Origin of the sequence: Oceanitalea stevensii, from assembly GCF_014837105.1 — a bacterium.
In the GTDB taxonomy this organism is placed as follows: Bacteria; Actinomycetota; Actinomycetes; order Actinomycetales; family Actinomycetaceae; genus Oceanitalea; species Oceanitalea stevensii.
This window is the reverse complement of sequence record NZ_JACSPO010000016.1, coordinates 1-17,389: the sequence shown is the minus strand read 5'-3', so window position 1 is coordinate 17,389 and position 17,389 is coordinate 1. Positions and strand designations below refer to the sequence as shown.

Annotated in this window: 13 protein-coding genes and 1 tRNA gene; 9 read left to right on the top strand and 5 right to left on the bottom strand. The window is 73.9% G+C overall.

Features of this window, described 5'->3' with window-relative positions; genetic code table 11:
• Positions 1-476: 476 nt before the first annotated feature.
• Positions 477-549, bottom strand: a tRNA-His gene (locus H9624_RS15550).
• A 74-nt stretch (positions 550-623) separates the two neighbouring features.
• Positions 624-1,310 carry an oligoribonuclease gene (orn, locus tag H9624_RS15545; protein WP_307784974.1) on the bottom strand — a complete coding sequence of 229 codons (687 nt, stop codon included), beginning with the start codon at positions 1,308-1,310 and terminating at the stop codon, positions 624-626.
• Positions 1,311-1,464: 154 nt separating this feature from the next.
• Between orn and H9624_RS15540 the strand changes: the two genes are divergently transcribed.
• From H9624_RS15540 to H9624_RS15505, 8 genes are all read left to right on the top strand, one after another.
• A complete protein-coding gene (locus H9624_RS15540; protein WP_251840810.1) occupies positions 1,465-2,520 on the top strand; it encodes a hypothetical protein in 1,056 nt (351 codons plus the stop codon).
• Positions 2,517-4,103 (top strand): efflux RND transporter periplasmic adaptor subunit, encoded by a 1,587-nt coding sequence (locus tag H9624_RS15535; RefSeq protein WP_251840809.1) that lies wholly within the window; start codon positions 2,517-2,519, stop codon positions 4,101-4,103. Before H9624_RS15540 ends, H9624_RS15535 begins: the two co-directional genes overlap by 4 nt.
• Entirely contained in the window at positions 4,100-4,822 is a 723-nt protein-coding gene (locus H9624_RS15530; RefSeq protein ID WP_251840808.1) for an ABC transporter ATP-binding protein, read from the top strand. Before H9624_RS15535 ends, H9624_RS15530 begins: the two co-directional genes overlap by 4 nt.
• Positions 4,819-6,042, top strand: a complete 1,224-nt coding sequence (locus H9624_RS15525; RefSeq protein ID WP_251840807.1) for an ABC transporter permease — start codon at positions 4,819-4,821, stop codon at positions 6,040-6,042. The genes H9624_RS15530 and H9624_RS15525 overlap by 4 nt, the downstream gene beginning before the upstream one ends.
• A 46-nt stretch (positions 6,043-6,088) precedes the next feature.
• On the top strand, positions 6,089-6,751 hold the full coding sequence (locus H9624_RS15520) for a TetR/AcrR family transcriptional regulator (RefSeq protein ID WP_251840806.1): 663 nt from the start codon (positions 6,089-6,091) through the stop codon (positions 6,749-6,751).
• An 11-nt stretch (positions 6,752-6,762) separates the two neighbouring features.
• Positions 6,763-7,689 carry an ABC transporter ATP-binding protein gene (locus H9624_RS15515; protein ID WP_251840805.1) on the top strand — a complete coding sequence of 309 codons (927 nt, stop codon included), beginning with the start codon at positions 6,763-6,765 and terminating at the stop codon, positions 7,687-7,689.
• On the top strand, positions 7,686-9,338 hold the full coding sequence (locus H9624_RS15510; protein WP_251840804.1) for an ABC transporter permease: 1,653 nt from the start codon (positions 7,686-7,688) through the stop codon (positions 9,336-9,338). Before H9624_RS15515 ends, H9624_RS15510 begins: the two co-directional genes overlap by 4 nt.
• Positions 9,339-9,443: 105 nt before the next feature.
• Positions 9,444-10,688 (top strand): APC family permease, encoded by a 1,245-nt coding sequence (locus H9624_RS15505; RefSeq protein ID WP_251840803.1) that lies wholly within the window; start codon positions 9,444-9,446, stop codon positions 10,686-10,688.
• Here H9624_RS15505 and H9624_RS15500 read toward each other — a convergent pair.
• Positions 10,655-12,016, bottom strand: a complete 1,362-nt coding sequence (locus tag H9624_RS15500) for an MFS transporter (protein WP_251840802.1) — start codon at positions 12,014-12,016, stop codon at positions 10,655-10,657. The two genes, H9624_RS15505 and H9624_RS15500, sit on opposite strands and share 34 nt — an antisense overlap.
• Before the next feature lie 42 nt (positions 12,017-12,058).
• Between H9624_RS15500 and H9624_RS15495 the strand changes: the two genes are divergently transcribed.
• Complete coding sequence (locus tag H9624_RS15495; RefSeq protein WP_251840801.1) at positions 12,059-13,537, top strand: MFS transporter; 1,479 nt, start codon at positions 12,059-12,061, stop codon at positions 13,535-13,537.
• Here the strand turns inward: H9624_RS15495 and H9624_RS15490 are convergent.
• Together H9624_RS15490 and H9624_RS15485 are read right to left on the bottom strand one after the other, a co-directional pair.
• On the bottom strand, positions 13,534-15,033 hold the full coding sequence (locus H9624_RS15490) for a SulP family inorganic anion transporter (protein WP_251840838.1): 1,500 nt from the start codon (positions 15,031-15,033) through the stop codon (positions 13,534-13,536). The two genes, H9624_RS15495 and H9624_RS15490, sit on opposite strands and share 4 nt — an antisense overlap.
• Positions 15,034-15,258: 225 nt before the next feature.
• The gene (locus tag H9624_RS15485; protein ID WP_251840800.1) at positions 15,259-16,824 is read right to left on the bottom strand and encodes an SPFH domain-containing protein; all 1,566 of its coding nucleotides are present in this window, start codon (positions 16,822-16,824) and stop codon (positions 15,259-15,261) included.
• Positions 16,825-17,389 lie beyond the last annotated feature (565 nt).

The following is a 17,389-nucleotide window of genomic DNA, read 5'->3' as shown; positions in this document are numbered from 1 at the left end:
CGGGCGGACCCCGCTGCTGATATCGGTCGGGCCCCGCTGCTGATACCGGTCCGCGCTGCTGATATATCCGCCGCGCGGATCAGCATCAGCAGCGTGGACCGGGGGAGGCGGGAGCCGGCGCCCCGGAGGCGCGAGCCGGCGCCCCGGAGGCTGGGGCCCGGAGGCGGGAACCGGCGCCCCGGAGGCGGGAGCCGGGGGCGGGGAGGTGGGCGGACCCCGCTGGTGATGCCGGGCGGACCCCGCTGCTGATACCGGTCCGCGCTGCTGGTATATCCGCCGCGCGGATCAGCATCAGCAGCGTGGACCGGGGGAGGCGGGAGCTGGGGCCCGGAGGCGGGAGCTGGGGCCCCGAGGCGGGAGCTGGGGCCCGGAGGCGGGAGCTGGGGCCCGGAGGCGGGAGCCGGGGGCCGGAGGCGCTGCCGGGGCCGCGGGAAATGGGCGAGGCCCGGACCTGTCGGTCCGGGCCTCGCTCTCCGGGTGAGTGACGGGACTTGAACCCGCGACATCCGCGACCACAACGCGGCGCTCTACCAGCTGAGCTACACCCACCATGCACGCCTCAGGGAGGCGCAGCAGTCACCCACTGTAGCCGCTGGACCCCAGCGGTGTGGAATCCGGACGGCTCAGGAGCCGGTGATGCGTGTCTCACCGGCGGCCCTGGCGGCCGCCTTCGCGGCGAGGCGCTCGACCTCCGCCGCCGTCGGGCTCGAGGTGACGGCCTCGGCGGCCGCCTTGACGGTGGGCGTGTCCGGTCCCTCCCCCTCGGGCCACAGGACGGCGCGGTAGTAGCGCAGCTCGTCGATGCTCTCGAGGATGTCCGCCAGCGCGCGGTGGCCACCGTGCTTCTGCGGGGAGTGGAAGTAGGCGCGCGGGTACCAGCGCCGGGCCAGCTCCTTGACCGAGGACACGTCGATGATCCGGTAGTGCAGGTGCTCGACGAGCGCGGGCATGTCGCGCTCGAGGAAGGTGCGGTCGGTGCCCACGGAGTTGCCCGCGAGCGGGGCCTTGCGCGGCTCGGGCACCCAGCGGCGCACGTAGGCCAGGACCCGCTCCTGCGCGTCGGCCATGGTGAGCCCGGCGTCGAGCTCCTCGAGGAGGCCGGAGGTCGTGTGCATCTCGCGCACGACGTCACCCATCTGCTCCACGGCCTCGGCGGGCGGTGCGATGACGAGGTCGATCCCCGCGTCCACCGGCCGCAGCTCGGAGTCGGTGACGACGACGGCGACCTCGATGAGCGCGTCCCGGCTGAGGTCCAGCCCGGTCATCTCGCAGTCGATCCAGACGATCGGGTCCTTGATGGTTGCAGGCACCGTCCCACTCTAGGTGCTGGCGCCCGACCGTTACCGAATCGAGTCCCCCGGGCGACGGAAATCATTCCTTGGTACGACGCCGCCGAGGTGGCCCGCTCACTAGCGTCACTCGCATCGGCTCGCACTGGAGCGCGCCCCACCCGAGGAGATGCCCATGCGCACCGCCCGAGTCGTCCTTGCCTCCGTCGCTGCTCTCGCGGCGCTGACCGCCTGTTCGGACGGCCCCGCCGCCGAGAGCGCCGAGCTCACCTGGGAGGACAGCCCCCTCAACGAGGCGCTCGGCGTCGTCTGGGGCAGCGGGCAGGACCCGGAGGAGATGGAGCGCGAGGAGGCGGAGCGCATGCGGCAGGTCGAGGAGACCGTCGCCTCCTGCATGGCGGACGAGGGCTTCGAGTACACGCCCGTCGAGTACGACATGGGTACCACGATCGTCACCGAGGACGAGGACTGGAACACCGAGGAGTGGGCCCAGCAGTACGGCTACGGGGTGACCACCGACCCGTGGTCGGCGCAGGAGGAGGAGGTCGCGGAGCCCGAGGAGGAGTGGGTCGACCCCAACGACGAGTACGTCAACGGGATGTCGGCCTCCGAGCAGGAGGCCTACTTCGAGGCCCTCTACGGCCCACAGACCTTCGAGGAGGAGGAGTGGGTCGAGGACGAGGAGATCCTCGAGGAGTACGACTGGGAGGAGGCCGGCTGCCAGGGCCTGGCCACCCACGAGGTCTACGAGGAGGGGGACCCGTGGTCCGACCCGGCCTTCACCGAGCTCTTCGAGGCCATGGACCAGCTCTACCAGGACGGTGAGAAGGACCCCCGCATGCGGGAGGTCAACGACGAGTGGGCCGCCTGCATGGCTGACGCCGGCATCACCGGCATGACCACCCCCATGGCGGCGACCGAGCAGTTCTACGAGGAGTACGACGCGCTCTACCAGAAGGCCGACGCCGAGATCGACTGGGAGAACCTCGACTGGGAGGCCCTGGACGCCGCGGGCGGTGGCGACCCCGTCGCGGAGGTCATGGAGGAGATGGGGCTCGCCGAGCTCCGCGAGCGCGAGATCGCCGCCGCCGTCGCCGACTTCCGCTGCCAGGAGGAGCTGGACGTGGAGGCCCGGTCGCTCGAGATCCAGTTCGAGCTCGAGAAGAAGTTCATCGAGACCTACCAGGCGGACATCGACGCCGTCGTCGCGGCGTACGGGAAGGACGCGTGATCCGCCTCCGCCGCCGGCAGCAGCCCGGCGAGCCGGTCGACGCCGTCCTCGACCTGCCGGGGGAGCCCGAGGAGGAGCTGCCGCCCGGGGTCCGGCCGCCCCGCGCGAACCGGACGATCGTCGTCGTCGCCGCGACCGCCGTCGCGAGCCTCGCGGCCGGGATCGGGGTGAGCAACCTCGTCATCTCCCCGGCGCAGCGTGCGGCGGAGGCCGCGCCGCCCGAGGCCGGGCTCATCACCGTGCCGGTCGAGGAGCGCGAGCTGTCCACCGACCTCACCCTGCGCGGTGACGCGCTCTACGACGACCCGGTCTCCGTGGCCCTCGAGACCACCGACATGGGTGGACCCGCCATCGTCACCGGGCAGGTGCCCGAGGTCGGGGACCTCGTCGAGGCCGGGCAGGTGATCATGGAGGTCGCCGGGCGGCCGGTCATCGTGCTGCCCGGGGAGCTGCCCGTCTACCGCACGCTGCGCGTGGGCAGCTCGGGCCCCGACGTCACCCAGCTCAAGGACGCGCTGCACTCGCTGGGCCTGGGCGTCGGCAACCGCGACTCCGACGTCTTCGACGCCGCCACCTCCGCCGCCGTCGACGCCCTCTACCAGGAGGCCGGTTACGCGTCGCCCGTCGCGGAGGAGGGGGCCGGCGAGGCGCTCACCGCCGCCCGTGAGGGGCTGCGGATGGCCGAGGAGGCCTACGCGCAGGCGCAGGCAGAGGTCGACCGTGCGGCCGGCGGGCTGCCCCGCTCGGAGCGGCTGCGGCTGGACACCGCGGTGGCCCGCGCCGAGCGAGCCGTCCAGCTCGCCGCGCCGGAGGGCGCCGAGGCCGTCACCCAGGCCCGGGAGGAGCTGGCGGTCGTCCGCGCCGAGCGCGAGGAGGCGCTCACCGCCCCGGACACCTCCGCCGAGCGCTCCGCCCGTGACGCCGCCGCCACCGCCGTCGAGGACGCCGCGCGCGCGCTCGCCGAGGCGCGCAACACCGCGATGACCCCGCTGCCCGCGGCGGAGGTCGTCTACGTCGACACCCTGCCGCGCCGGGTCGACTCCGTCATGGTGCGCCGCGGGGACACGGTGAGCGGGGAGGCCCTCACCATCTCCGGGGCGACCCTCCAGGTCCTCGCCAGCGTCTCCGACGCCGACGCCGCCCTCGTGCCCGAGGGGACGACGGCCTACTTCACCGTGGGGGAGGAGGAGATCGAGGCGACCGTCACGGAGACGCGCACCCCCAGCGCCCGGCCCACCGCCGACGGCGAGGGCGACGGCGAGGACGGCGGCGGTGGCGGTGGCGGCGGGGACCGGCACGAGCTCGTCCTCGTCCCGGTCGAGATCACCGAGGAGCAGCGCGCCGAGATCGTCGGCTCCAACGTCCGCGTGACGGTCCCGCTCGAGTCGACCGGCGGGGAGGTCCTCGTCGTGCCCGTCGCCGCGCTGACCGCCGGCGCCGGCGGGGAGAGCCGTGTGGAGGTCGACCGCGGCGGTGAGCGCACCGAGATCGTCGTCGTCGAGACCGGCCTCACGGCCGACGGGTACGTCGAGGTCAGCGCTGAGGGCCTGGCCGTCGGCGACCTCGTGGTGGTCGGCCGGTGACGGCCGCGCCGGTCCGCGAGGACGCGGTCGTCGAGGACGGCGAGGTGCCGCCCGTCGTCGACCTGCGTGAGGTCTCCCGCTCCTTCCCCGGACCGCCCGCCGTCACGGCGCTGCACCCGGTCTCCCTGCGGGTGCCACGCGGGGAGTACCTCTCCATCGTCGGGCCTTCCGGCTCGGGCAAGTCGACGCTGCTCAACCTCCTCGGCCTCCTCGACCGGCCCTCGGCCGGGGAGTACTGGCTCGACGGCATCCCCACCCACACGGTGGGCGAGCGGCAGCGCACGGCGCTGCGTGGCGGGCTCATCGGCTTCGTCTTCCAGGCCTTCCACCTGCTCCCGCACCGCACGGTCCTGGAGAACGTCCTGCTCGCCACGATGTACTCCGGCCTGCCGCGCGAGGAGCGGCTGCACCGCGCCTACGCCGCCCTGCAGCGGGTGGGCCTCGAGCACCGCATCGGCTTCCGCCCCACCACGCTCTCCGGCGGGGAGCGCCAGCGCGTCGCCGTCGCCCGGGCGGTCGTCACCGCGCCGCGGCTGCTGCTCGCCGACGAGCCCACCGGCAACCTCGACACCGTGACGTCCGGGGAGGTCCTCGACCTCTTCGACGAGCTGCACGCCGACGGCCTCACCCTCCTCGTCATCACCCACGACGACGCCGTCGCCGCCCGCGCCCAGCGCCGCGTGCGGATCACCGACGGCGTGCTGCGGGAGGTGCCGTGAACGGCAACGGCTTCGGGCTGCGCGACCTGCTGCGCGAGTCCGCGCACGGCATCGGCGCGCGCCCGGGCAAGCTCGCCCTCACGATCCTCGGCACGGTGCTCGGCATCGCGGCGCTCGTCGTCACCATCGGGATGGCCCAGACCGGTGGCGGGCAGATCGCCCGCCAGTTCGACGCCGTCGCGGCCACCCAGGCCGTCGTCACGCCCGGCACCGCGGAGGGCGCGGGCGGCGCGAGCCGCTCACGCACGGCGCTGCCGTGGGACAGCTCCGAGCGGCTCGAGCGCCTGGCCGGGGTCGAGGCCGCCGTCCTCATGGCCGACCTCGACGCCGGGGGACGCCGGATCACCTCCGTGCCGCTCGTCGACCCCGCGGCGGCCACCCAGGCGCAGCCCAGCCTCGTGGCGAGCTCGGACCAGCTGCTGCCCGCCCTGCGCGGGGAGCTGGCCACCGGGCGCATGTTCGACGCCGGGCACGACGCCCGCGCCGACCGCGTCGTCGTCCTCGGCTCCGGCGCCGCCCAGCGGCTGAGCATCAACCGCGTGGACTCCCAGCCCGCCATCTTCATCGGTGAGGAGGCCTACACGGTCATCGGCATCATCGACGACGTCGCCCGCCGCAAGGACGTCCTCGACGCCGTCATCCTCCCGCTGGGGACCGCGCGCGCCGACCTCGACCTCACGGCGGCCACCGAGGTGCAGGTGCGCATCGCCGTCGGCGCCGGCCCGCTGCTGGCCGAGCAGGCACCGCTCGCGCTCTCGCCGAACACCCCGGAGAACGTCACCGTCCAGGCGCCGTCCCTGGGGAACGTGCTGCGGGAGAACGTCCAGGGCGACATCAACGCGATCTTCCTCGCGCTCGGCGGGGTGGCCCTGCTCGTCGGTGGGCTCGGGATCGCCAACGTCACGCTGCTGGGCGTCATGGAGCGGGTGGGGGAGATCGGCCTGCGGCGGGCGCTGGGCGCCAGCCGCCGACAGATCGCCACCCAGTTCATCGCCGAGTCGGTGACCATCGGCCTGCTCGGCGGGCTCATCGGGGCCTCGATGGGCGCCTTCGCCGTCGTGGGGATCAGCGTGGTCCAGAAGTGGACGCCCATCCTCGACCTCGGCCTGGTCGCCGGCTCGGCAGCCCTCGGCGGTGTCATCGGCCTGCTCGCCGGGGCCTACCCGGCGCTCAAGGCGGCGTCCCTCGAGCCGGTGGCAGCACTGCGCGGAGGACTCTGAGGCGCTCCCCTTGACCGCGGCTGAACACGTGTTTAGCCTATTGAACATGGGTTCAGCCCAGGCCGTCGGTGGCGAGCTCACCGCCCGTGCCCGCATCCTCCACGCCGCCGTGCGTCGCTTCGCCGCCGACGGCGTGGCCGCCCCGCTCCGCACCGTCGCGGCCGACGCCGGGGTGAGCGCGGCGCTCATCCTCCACCACTTCGGCTCCCGCGACGGGCTGCGCGAGGCATGCGACGCCCACGTCCTCACGGTGGCCCGCGAGAACAAGGCCCCCGTGCTCGGCGGTGGCGGTGGGGCGGGGGCGATGCTCACGCAGCTGGCGCAGATCGAGGGCTACGCGCCTGTCGTCGGCTACGTCCTGCGCCGGCTGCAGGCCGGCGGCCCGCTGGCCACCCAGCTCGTCGACGGCTTCGTCAGCGACGCCGTCGAGTACCTCCGGCAGGGGGAGGCGGCCGGCGTCGTCCGGCCCAGCAGGAACCCCGAGGCCCGTGCGCGGGTCCTCACCGAGCAGGCGCTCGGCGCGCTGCTCCTCCAGCTGCCCGCCCAGCAGGAGCACCTCGACCTCGACGAGCTGCCGGGCTGGCTGCGCGCCTACTCCGAGCGCATCGTCGGCCCGCTCCTCGAGGTCTACACCGAGCCGTTGCTCACCGACCGGTCCCTGCTCGACTCCTACGTCGAGAGCCGCACCGGCCAGGCACCCGAACGCTGACAGGAGACACGATGTCGGACACCGCCATCCTCGCGCAGGACCTCGTCAAGACCTTCGGCTCCACCCGCGCCCTCGACGGCTTCTCGCTCCGCGTGCCGGCCGGTCAGGTCACCGGCTTCCTCGGCCCCAACGGGTCGGGCAAGTCGACGACCATCCGCGTCCTGCTCGGCATGCTGCGAGCGGACTCGGGCACCGCCCAGGTCCTCGGCCGTGACCCGTGGAGCGACGCCGTCGCCGTCCACCGCCGCCTCGCCTACGTCCCCGGTGACACGAGCCTGTGGCCGGCCCTCACGGGCGGTGAGGCGATCGACGTGCTCACCCGGCACGAGACGGGCACCGCCCACCGCCGCCGGCGCGCCGAGCTGCTCGAGCGCTTCGAGCTCGACCCCACCAAGCGGACCCGGACCTACTCCAAGGGCAACCGCCAGAAGGTCGCGCTCGTCGCGGCCCTGTCCCGCGACGTCGAGCTCTACCTGCTCGACGAGCCGACCTCCGGCCTGGACCCCCTCATGGAGGCCGTCTTCACCGAGGAGGTCCGCCGCCTGCGGGACCAGGGACGCACCGTCCTGCTCTCCAGCCACATCCTCGCCGAGGTCGAGAAGCTCTGCGACACCGTGACGATCATCCGCGCGGGCCGCGACGTCGAGACCGGCACCCTGGCCGAGCTGCGCCACCTCACCCGGTCCACCGTCACGGCCACGACGACGGCGGACCTCGCCCGCGTCCGACGGGCACCGGGGGTGCACGACCTCGCCGTCGACGGCGGCCGGCTGCGCTTCGACGTCGACGACACCGCCGTCCCGCAGCTGCTCCCCGTGCTCGCGGAGCTCGGCGTGCACAACCTCACCATCACCCCGCCCTCGCTCGAGGACCTGTTCCTGCGCCACTACGGCGACGAGCCGGAGCACGAGACCGCAGGGGGGAGGGCCGCACGATGACGACGACGAGCACCGCCCCGGCGGCCACCGTGCCCGCGAGGGCCGACGGCGGTGAGCTCCTCACCGCCACGGGTGGGCTGCTGCGCCTCTTCCTGCGGGTCTCGCGCCGGCAGATCCTCATCTGGGCGCTCGCCTTCGCCGCCCTCGTCGCCGGCTCGGTGGCCACGCTCGAGGACACCTACCCCGACGCGCAGGCGCTGCAGGCCCGCGCCGCCCTCATGGACAGCCCGGCCGCCGTCATGATGACCGGGCCCGCGTTCGCGCTGGACGACTACACCTTCGGCGCCATGCTCGCCAACGAGCTCTCGCTGTGGGTGTTCCTGCCGGCCGCGATCATGAGCGTGCTCCTCGTCGTGCGCCACACCCGCGGCGAGGAGGAGTCCGGCCGCCTGGAGATGCTGCGCTCACTGCCCGTGGGCCGCTTCGCCCCGGCGCTGGCCGCCGTGCTCACCGTCACCGTCGCCGACCTCGCCGTGGGTGCCGCCGTCACGGGCGCGCTCGTGGGAACCGGGATGGCCGTGGCGGACTCCGTGGCGCTCGGCGTCGCTACGGCACTCACCGGCCTCGTCTTCGGCGCGGTCGCCGCGGTCACGGCGCAGCTCACCGAGCACGCCCGGGCCGCCTCGGGCATGGCGCTGGGGGCGGTGGCCGTCGCGTTCCTCGTCCGCGGGATCGGTGACGTCATCGAGCCCCAGGGCTCCTGGCTGTCGTGGCTCTCCCCCTTCGCGTGGGCGCAGCAGACCCGCCTCTACGTCGACCTGCGCTGGTGGCCACTGGCGGTGTCGGCCCTCGTCACCGTCCTGCTGCTCGTCCTCGCGGTCTCCCTCGCCCGGCAGCGCGACCTCGGCGCCGGGCTGCGGCCCGCCCGCCCCGGGCCGCCGGCCGCGTCCCGGTCGCTGCTCGCACCCACCGGTCTCGCCCGGCGCCTCGTGTCCGGCACCTTCATCGGCTGGGCCGTCGCCCTGTTCCTCTTCGCCCTCGCCTTCGGGACGCTCGCGAACTCCCTCGAGGGCATGGTCGCCGACATCCCCGCGGTGGGGGAGTGGATCGACCTCGACCTCAGCGACCTCACCCGCTCCTTCGCCGCGGTCATGCTCGGGTTCCTCGCCGTCGGGCCGGCCGCGCTCGTCGTCTCCGGCGTCCTGCAGCTGCGGGCGGAGGAGCGGGCGGGCCGGGTGGAGGGCCTGCTCGTCTCCGGGAGCTCGCGCACCGCCCTCCTCGTCCGGTGGGTCGCCGTCGTGCTCGTCGAGACCGTCCTCGTCCAGGTGCTCATCGGGCTCGGCGTGGGAGCCGGTGTCGCGCTGGCCACCGGTGAGGCCGGCTGGGTCGGTGAGCTCACGCTCGCCGCGCTCGCCCACCTGCCCGCGATCCTGCTCGTCGGCGCGCTGGCCGTGGCGCTGTACGGCCTCGCCCCACGGGCGGCCTCCCTCGCGTGGGCACTGGTGGTGTGGGTGGTGATCGTCGCCGTCCTCGGGGACCTCCTCGGGCTGCCCGACTGGGCGCGCGACGTCTCACCCCTCGCCCACACCCCGGCGGTCCCCGACGCCGACCTCGCGCCCGCCCCGCTGGTCGTCATGGCCGCACTCGCCGCCCTGCTCCTGCTCGCCGGACTGGTCGGGCTGCGCCGCCGCGACGTCGGGGCCGCCTGACCCCGCCGTCGTGCCGGTGCCCGTTCACCGTCCGGACACCCGGCGGACCTACCGTGTGCCGCCGGGCCGCACGCCGCGCCCGGCCGGAGGAGGAGGTGAGTCGTCATGAGCGCCGGTGAGGACGACCTGGCCCGACGGCTGGGCACGGGGGACGCCGTCGTCATCGGGCTGTCCTCGATGGTCGGTGCCGGGGTCTTCGCGGCCTTCGCGCCCGCGGCCGCCGTGGCCGGCGCCGGCCTCCTCGTCGGGCTCGCGGTCGCGGGCCTCGTCGCCTGGTGCAACGCGACGGCCTCGGCCCAGCTCGCCGCGCAGTACCCCACGTCCGGCGGGACGTACGTGTACGGCCGCGAACGGCTCGGTGCGTGGCCCGGCTTCCTCGCCGGCTGGTCCTTCGTCGTCGGCAAGACCGCGAGCTGCGCCGCCATGGCGCTGACCTTCGCCGCCTACGCGGCCCCGCCGGGGTGGCAGCGACCGTCCGCGGCGCTCGCGGTCCTCGCCCTCGCCGCGGTCAACTACGTCGGCGTCACCCGCACCGCAGCGGTCGCCCGCGTGATCGTCACGGTCGTCGTCCTCGTCCTGCTGCTCGCGGTCACCGTCGGGGTGGGCACGGCAGACCGCGACCTGGCGGTGCTCGTGCCGACCGAGCTGTCCTGGTTCGGTGTCCTGCAGTCGGCGGGTCTCCTCTTCTTCGCCTTCGCCGGCTACGCACGCGTCGCGACGCTGGGCGAGGAGGTGCGCGACCCCGAGCGGGTGATCCCCCGTGCGATCCTCACGGCGCTGGGCCTGACGCTCGTGCTCTACGCGCTCGTGGGCGGCACGGTCCTCCTCGCCCTCGGCCCCGAGCGGCTGGCGGCCTCGGCCGCTCCGGTGGCCGAGGCCGTCGCCGGGACGTGGCTCGCGCCGCTCGTGCGGGTCGCGGCGGCGCTCGCGGCGCTCGGCGCGCTGCTCGCGCTCCTCGCCGGCATCGGCCGGACGAGCCTGGCCATGGCCCGGAACGGCGACCTGCCGGGGTGGCTCGCCGCCGTGCACCCGCGCTTCCGGGTGCCCCACCGCGCGGAGGTGGTGCTCGCCGTCGTCGGCGCCGTCCTGGTGCTGGTCGTCGACCTGCGCGAGGCGATCGGCTTCTCCTCCTTCGGCGTCCTGCTCTACTACGCCGTGGCCAACGCGGCGGCCTTCACCCAGCCCCGCCACCGGCGCCGGTCCCCGCGGCTGCTGCAGGTCCTGGGCGTCGTCGGGTGCCTCGTCCTCGCCGCGTCACTGCCGCCGACGGCGGTGGCGGGCGGCGTCGTCGTGCTCCTCGCCGGGGCCGGCTACCGCTACGGGCGCGGGCGGCGGGCCAGCCGCCGGTAGGCGCGGTCCCACCAGTGCTCGGTCTGCGGGACGACGACGTGCTCGCCGCGGGCCATCCGCTCGAGGATGTCCGCGCGCACCCCGAGGAGCGTGAGGACCTGCGCGAGGGTGGAGAAGACGGCGATGAGGGCGATGGAGGCCACGGCCCACCGGTAGTCGAGCAGGCTGGGGTCGGTGCCACCGCGCAGGTCCAGGACCCGCCCGACGACGATGGCGGCGACCATCGCCCCGACGAAGCCACCCGCGTTGACCAGGCCGGTCGCCGTCGAGATCCGCACGGGCGCGTTGTAGTCGCGGGCGATGTGGAAGCCGATCTGCGAGCCGGGGCCACCGATCGCGAGCATGAGGAAGGCGATCGTCACGACGGCGTGCGGCGGCTGCCCGCCCGGCCACAGGACGAGGAGGGCGAGGGCGAGGATGCCGAGGAGCGCGACGGCGATCGCCATCGGGGAGCGCCACGTGGGCCTGCGCCCCGCGAGCGGCCCGACGACGAAGCTCATCGCGAGCGTGCCGAGGACGAAGACCGACAGCTGGGAGGCGGCCGCGGCGTCGGACCAGCCGAGCCCGCCGGTGAGGTAGGGGAAGCCCCAGACGAGGGAGATGACGACGCCGGGGGTCATCGTGGCCTGGTGGGTCCAGAAGCCCAGGCGGGTCTCGCGGCGGGTCCAGGCGGCGCGGACGTCGGCGACGGCGCTGCGCGGGACGGCGGGCACGTCAGGCGACGGCACCGCACGGTAGGGCGCAGCGACCGCGGGGCGCAGCAGCAGGAGCGCGTAGAGGAGCGAGGCGCCCGCGGTGAAGGCGAAGGTGCGTGTCCAGCCCAGCCAGCCCAGGGCGGCGGCGAGCGGGACGGTGGCGGCGAGGTTCCCGGCCATCCCGATGAGCCCGGTGAGCATCGTGAGGAAGGCGTACCGGTGGTGCGGGAACCACATCGCGGCCAGCCGCAGGACGGCGATGAAGACGGCCGCGTCCCCGATGCCGAGCAGGGCGCGGGCCCCGAGGGCGACGGGGTAGCTCGTGGCGAGCGCGAAGCCCAGCTGTGCCGTCCCGAGGACGAGCGTGGCGACGAACAGGACGCGTCGCGGCCCGAAGCGGTCGATGGCGACGCCGGCGGGCACCTGCATGACGGCGTACAGGCCCAGCTGGACCATGACGAAGGAGCCGAGCTGGGTGGACGTGATCCCGAGACGGTCCACCGCGTCCGGGCCCGCCACGCCGAGCGAGGCGCGGTGGAGAAGGGCGAGGAAGTAGACCCCGCCGCCGGCCAGCCACACGGCCCACGCCGACCGGCGGGCACGGTCACCGAAGCGGGAGAGAGGTGTGGTCACGATGCTCCATGATCCACCTGACGGTGGCGGTGCGTAGCATTCGTGGGGCAGAACACCGAGGAGAGGCGGCCCACCCTGAGCCCGGCGGACGACGGCACCACCCCCGACCCGCGGCGCTGGCGCATCCTCGCGGTGCTCCTCGTCGCGATCTTCATGTCGCTCGTGGGCGTGAGCATCATCAACGTCGTCCTGCCCTCGATCCAGCGCGGGCTGGACGCCTCGGACTCCGAGCTGCAGTGGGTGCTCACCGGCTACGCCCTCACCTTCGGCGTCGTCCTCGTCGCCGCCGGCCGCGCCGGGGACATCCTCGGCCGGGGCCCGCTGTTCATCGCCGGCGTCGCCCTCTTCACCCTCTCCTCGATCGCCGGCGGTCTCGCTCCCGACCCGCTGAGCCTCAACATCGCGCGCGTCCTTCAGGGCCTGGGGTCGGGCCTGCTCAACCCGCAGGCCGTGGGGATGATCCAGCAGTACTTCCGCGGGCCCGAACGGGGCCGCGCCTACGGCGCGCTCGGCAGCGTCATCGGAGTGTCCGTCGCCATCGGCCCCGTCATCGGCGGGCTCATCGTCCAGCTCGCCGGGGACGCCCAGGGCTGGCGGTGGACCTTCCTCGTCAACGTGCCCGTCGGCATCGCCGCGATCGTCCTCGCGCTGCGCTGGCTGCCCCGCCCGCTGCGGAACCCGCGCGAGCGCGGCGGGCGGTCGGTGGTGCGCGAGCTCGACCCGGTGGGCGCCGTCCTGCTCGGCCTCGCGGTCCTCGCCCTGCTCCTGCCCTTCGTCGAGCGGTCCCTCGGGCCGGGCGGCTGGCTCGTCCTGCCCGTCGCCGTCGTGCTCCTCGGCGTGTGGCTGTGGTGGGAGCGCCGCTACCGCGACCGCGGGCACGCGCCCATGGTCGACCTCGCGCTCTTCCGGGTCCGCAGCTTCACCACCGGCACGCTCATCGCCGGCCTGTACTTCATGGGCGTGACGTCCGTGTGGGTGCTCGTCGCGCTCTACGTGCAGAACGGCCTGGGCCGCAGCGCCCTGGAGGCGGGGCTCATCGGCATGCCCGCCGCGGTCCTGTCCGCGTTCACCGCGAACTGGTCCGGCCGGCGGGTGAGCCGCCACGGCCGGCGCATCGTCGTCGCCGGGATCTGCAGCGCGATCGTCGGCCTGGGGCTGAGCATCGCCGTCGTCCAGCTCGTCGACGCGGGCCGGGTGAGCGTGTGGTGGATGCTCCTCACGCTCGCCTTCGTCGGCGGCGCTCAGGGCCTGGTCATCACCCCGAACCAGACGATCACGCTGGGGGAGGTGCCCCTCGAGTACGCGGGCAGCGCCGGTGGCGTGCTCCAGACCGGCCAGCGCATCGGCACCGCGATGGGGCTGGGCGTCATCACCGCCGTCGCCTTCGCGGTGCTCGACGGCAACGGCTGGCCGCTCGCCGTCACCGCGGGGTTCGCGACCACGGCGGCACTGCTGCTCGTCACCCTCGTGGTCGCCGTCGTCGACGCGCGGAGGGGGACGGCGGGCGAGGTCCGCTCCTAGGACTCCCCGCCGAGGTGGCCGGCGAGGCGGGCGTGACGCTGGGCGCTCGCCTCGTTCAGCCCGGTGATGGTGACGTTCTTGCCCTTTGCGGCGTACTTCGTCGTGATCGCGTCGAGCGTCGCGACGGTCGACGCGTCCCAGATGTGGGACCGCGAGAGGTCGATGACGACGTTCTTCGGGTCCCCGGTGTAGTCGAACTGGTAGACGAGGTCGTTGGACGACGCCCACAGCAGCTCACCGACGACCGCGTAGACGCGGGTGTCCTCGTCGGGGTGGGCCACCTCGACGACCTCGGTGACGTGGGCGACCCGGTTGACGAACATGACGGCCGCGACGACGACGCCCGCGACGACGCCGTAGGCGAGGTTCTCGGTGAGCACGGTGACGACGACGGTCGACAGCATGACGGTCGTCTCGCTCTTCGGCATGCGGCGCAGCGTCGAGGGACGCACGGAGTGCCAGTCGAAGGTGGCGACGCACACCATGACCATCACCGCGACGAGCGCCGCCATCGGGATCGTGCCGACGACGTCACCGAGCGCGACGACGAGGACGAGGAGGAAGACTCCGGCGACGAAGGTCGAGATGCGGGTGCGGGCGCCGGAGACCTTCGTGTTGATCATCGTCTGGCCGATCATCGCGCAGCCGCCCATCCCGCCGAGGAAGCCGGTGATGACGTTGGCGGCGCCCTGGCCCCACGCCTCGCGGGTCTTGTCGGAGTGCGTGTCGGTGACGTCGTCGACGAGCTTCGCCGTCATGAGCGACTCCATGAGCCCGACGAGGGCCATGGCGACGGCGAACGGGCCGATGGTCTGCAGCGTCTCCAGCGTGAGCGGGACGTCGGGCAGGAAGAACGAGGGCAGGGAGTCGGGCAGCTCGCCCTGGTCGCCCACGTCCGGGACCGCGAGCCCGAAGGCGACCGTCACCGTCGTGAGGACGACGATGGCGACGAGCGGGCCGGGCACCGCCCTGGTGAGCCGGGGGACGAGGACGATCATCGCGATCCCGGCCGCGACCATGGCGTAGACGTGCCAGGAGACGTCGGTGAGGTAGGGGAGCTGGGCGAGCAGGACGAGGATCGCCAGCGCGTTGACGAAGCCGACCATGACGCTGCGCGGGATGAACCGCATGAGCCGGGCCACGCCGACGACGGCGAGCAGCACCTGGATGAGCCCGGCGAGGATCACGGTCGCGATGAGGTAGTCCATCCCGTGCTCGCGCATGACCGGCGCGATGACGAGCGCGACGGCACCGGTCGCCGCCGAGATCATCGCGGGCCGACCACCGAGGAAGGCGATGGAGACCGCCATGGTGAAGGAGGCGAAGAGGCCCACGCGGGGGTCCACGCCGGCGATGATCGAGAACGAGATCGCCTCGGGGATGAGCGCGAGGGCGACGACGAGGCCGGCCAGGACCTCGGTGCGCAGGCGGCGCGGGCTGCGCAGCGCGCCGACGACGGAGGTGACGTCCTCGCTGTGGGCCCGTCGACGCTCCATGGGGCTGGGGCCGGTGGGCGCAGCGAGGGGTGAGGTCACGAGGTCTCCCGTGGTCGACGGCGCAGGCGCCGGTGGTCAGGACTGGGAGGCGCGCCGTCGGGCCTGATGAGCGAGGCGCGGGGGACCGGCCTGCTCCGACCGTCCACCTTAGTGGCGCGGCGTGGCGCGGCCCAGATGACCTCGCTCACCCGGCGGTCCCGGCCGTGCCGGGACCGCCGGGTGGTGTCAGGCGGAGGTGCTGCTCTCGCTGTCGTCGCCCGCGGTGGGGCGCCCCACGCCCACCGGCGCGGGCTGCTGCGCGTCCATCGTGCGGCCGCGGACGAGGTCGAGCAGGTCGATGCCGGTCTGGGCCTTGAGCAGCGTGCCGAGCTCCTGGACACCCACGGAGACCTGCTCGGTGAGGCGCGAGGCGCCGGCCTTGTCGATGACGGTGATGTCGTCGATGCTGCCGAGCGCGTCCGCGTAGGGCTGGGCCATGCGGGGCAGCGCGTCGAGGATCATCTGGAGACGGGCCGACTCGGGGAACGCCTGGTAGGCGTCGGACTCGGCCTTGATCGCGGCACCGCGGGCCTCACCCTTGGCGCGCTCGGCGGCCGCCTCGGCCTCACCGCGGGCCTGGACGCCGTCCGCCTCGGCACGAGCGAGGGCGAGCGCACCCTCGGCGCGGCGCTGCTGCTGGACGAGGTCGGCCTCGGCGCGGGCGCGGGCGGCGGACGCCTCGGCGTCGGCCTGCGCGATGGTCCGCTGGGCCTCCGCCTCGGCCTTACGGATGGCGGTGGTCTTGGACGCCTCCGCCTCCTGCTCGACGGAGTACTTGCGGGCGTCGGCCTCCTGCGCGGCCTCGTACTTGCGGGCCTCGGCGGGCTTGCGGACCTCGGTCTGCAGCTCCTGCTCGCGCAGCGCGGCGCGGCGCACGGCGACCTGCTCCTGCTCGACGAGGACGGCCTGCTGGGCCTCAGCCTCGGCGCGCTCCTTCGCCGCCTCCGCCTCGGCCTGCGCCTGCGCCGTCTGCTGGGCGATCTGGGCGTTGCGCAGGGCCAGGGCCTTGTTCGACTCGGCGATCTGGACCGCGGCCTCGTTGGACCGCTCGGTGCTCTCCTGCTGCGCCTGCGCCTCGGCGATCTCCGCGTCACGGGCGACGGCGGCGGCGCGGGGACGCCCGAGGTTGCGGATGTAGTCCCCGGAGTCCTCGACGGTCTGGATCTCGAAGTTCTCCAGGACGAGGCCACGCTCGGCGAGCATCGGGACGGCGATGTCCTTGACCTCCTTCGAGAACTCCTGGCGCTCGTAGAGGATCGACTCGACGGTCAGCGTTCCGGCGATCGTGCGGAGCACACCGACGAGCACCTCGCTCGTCTGCTGCTCGATGACCTGCTCCTGGCTGCGGCCCGCGAAGCGCTGGGCGGCGGCGCGCACCATCCGCTCGGTGCCACCGACCTTGACGACGGCGATGGAGCGCAGCGTGACGCCGACACCGCTCTTCGTCGTCGCGTCCTCGGCGGCGACCGAGAAGCTCTGGGAGGCCAGCGACAGGCGCACGACCTGCTCGAAGACCGGCTTGACGAAGGTGCCGCCCCCGATGACGACGCGCTGGCCGGACAGGTCGGTGGTCTCGTCCCCGGTCTCCGGGTTGATGACGGGCTTGCCGCTCTTGCGGCCGGTGATGATGAGCGCCTCGTCCGGGGTGGCGATCTTGAAGCGCACCTTGGCGTAGACGAAGCCGATGATGACGAGGGCGATGAGGGCAACGACCGCCACGACGACGATCAGGGCGGTGCCGGCGAGTTCCATGGAGCTCCTATGCAGGTGAGCGGTACGGCCGTGCGCAGCCGCCGCCGGCGAGCGTTGCCGGCGGGGACTGGTGCCCGCAGATCGGCGGGCACCGCCACCCTACCGACGTCGGCCTCGACAGCTGTCGTTTTTCATGGGACGGCCAGGACCGTCTCGGGCAACGAGCCTGCTGCCGCTGCCCCTCTTCTTCGTGGACCGGTCGAGTTGTGGCGCTTCCAGCCAGTCGGCTCTCGCCGGCGGTGCTCATTCCATCGCGATGGTGGGGGGCCAGCTTCGTGTCCCGTCTCGCGCCGTCGCGGGCGCTGGGCACCGTCCTGGTGGCCAGCGGGTAGATGCTCGGCGTCGTGCCGCTCACCGCCGTCGTCGCCGGAAGTGGGGCGCCTTGGTCATGACCAGTGCGATGACGGCGCTGTGGCTCGCCTCGCCACCTCCTCTGCGGCGCCCCTCTCCGGGCTGCGGACGTCCGAGCTGCCCTGAGGACGGACGGAGCTCGGATGTCAGTGGTCGGTCATAGCCTTGGAGCAGGACGGCAGAGCAGTCGGAACCCGCAGAGGGGGTGGGGTCG

Coding starts and splice junctions, on each gene's coding strand:
- H9624_RS15540 (WP_251840810.1), top strand. CDS start 1,465: ATGCGCACCGCCCGAGTCGTCCTTGCCTCCGTCGCTGCTCTCGCGGCG.
- H9624_RS15520 (WP_251840806.1), top strand. CDS start 6,089: ATGGGTTCAGCCCAGGCCGTCGGTGGCGAGCTCACCGCCCGTGCCCGC.
- H9624_RS15515 (WP_251840805.1), top strand. CDS start 6,763: ATGTCGGACACCGCCATCCTCGCGCAGGACCTCGTCAAGACCTTCGGC.
- H9624_RS15510 (WP_251840804.1), top strand. CDS start 7,686: ATGACGACGACGAGCACCGCCCCGGCGGCCACCGTGCCCGCGAGGGCC.
- H9624_RS15505 (WP_251840803.1), top strand. CDS start 9,444: ATGAGCGCCGGTGAGGACGACCTGGCCCGACGGCTGGGCACGGGGGAC.
- H9624_RS15490 (WP_251840838.1), bottom strand. CDS start 15,033: ATGGAGCGTCGACGGGCCCACAGCGAGGACGTCACCTCCGTCGTCGGC.
- H9624_RS15485 (WP_251840800.1), bottom strand. CDS start 16,824: ATGGAACTCGCCGGCACCGCCCTGATCGTCGTCGTGGCGGTCGTTGCC.